General features: G+C 47.5%; 1 pseudogene. It reads right to left on the reverse strand.

Annotated elements, in window-relative coordinates:
* Positions 1–1,088: pseudogene (locus BUA76_RS19005) on the reverse strand (SprB repeat-containing protein); the annotation flags it as partial.

The following is a 1,088-nucleotide window of genomic DNA, read 5'->3' on the forward strand; positions in this document are numbered from 1 at the left end:
GTTCCTCCTGCCGGAGTTAAGTTGATGGCTCCGTTGGAAGCTCCGTTACATGCTACATTCGTTACTACTGTTGTTCCGCTTACTGCGCTTGCAGGCTGCGTTACTGTAGCATTAACTGTTGCTGTACATCCGTTAGCATCCGTGATGATTACCGTGTAGGTTCCGGCAGCTAAGCCTGTTCTGTCTTCGGTAGTGATTCCACCTCCCCAGTTGAATGTGTAAGGTGCGGTTCCTCCTGCCGGAGTTAAGTTGATGGCTCCGTTGGAAGCTCCGTTACATGCTACATTCGTTACTACTGTTGTTCCGCTTACCGCACTTGCAGGTTGTGTAATAGTGAATGTTCTGGTTAAGGTACATCCATTTGCACTAGTAACAGTCACGGTATAAGTTCCAGCTGATAAGCCTGTAGCTGTTGCAGCCGTTCCTCCCGATGGAGACCATGAATACGTATAAGGTGCTGTTCCTCCTGTAACGTTGATTGTTGCTACTCCTGTTGATCCGCCATTACATGCGATATTCGTCTGCGAAGTAGTAGCACTAAGAGCAGTTGGCTGCGTAATAGTGAATGTTCTGGTTAACGTACATGCATTAGCATCAGTAACTGTCACGGTATAAGTTCCGGCGGATAAGCCTGTAGCCGTTGCAGCTGTTCCTCCCGATGGAGACCATGAATACGTATAAGGTGCTGTTCCTCCTGTAACGTTAATTGTTGCTACCCCTGTTGATCCGCCATTACATGCGATATTCGTCTGCGAAGTAGTAGCACTAAGAGCAGTTGGCTGCGTAATAGTGAATGTTCTGGTTAACGTACATGCATTAGCATCAGTAACTGTCACGGTATAAGTTCCGGCGGATAAGCCTGTAGCCGTTGCAGCTGTTCCTCCCGATGGAGACCATGAATAGGTATAAGGTGCTGTTCCTCCTGTAACGTTGATTGTTGCTACTCCTGTTGATCCGCCATTACATGCGATATTCGTCTGCGAAGTAGTAGCACTAAGAGCAGTTGGCTGCGTAATAGTGAATGTTCTGGTTAACGTACATGCATTAGCATCAGTAACTGTCACGGTATAAGTTCCGGCGGATAAGCC

The organism is Chryseobacterium takakiae (assembly GCF_900129385.1).
Classification (GTDB): domain Bacteria; phylum Bacteroidota; class Bacteroidia; order Flavobacteriales; family Weeksellaceae; genus Chryseobacterium; species Chryseobacterium takakiae.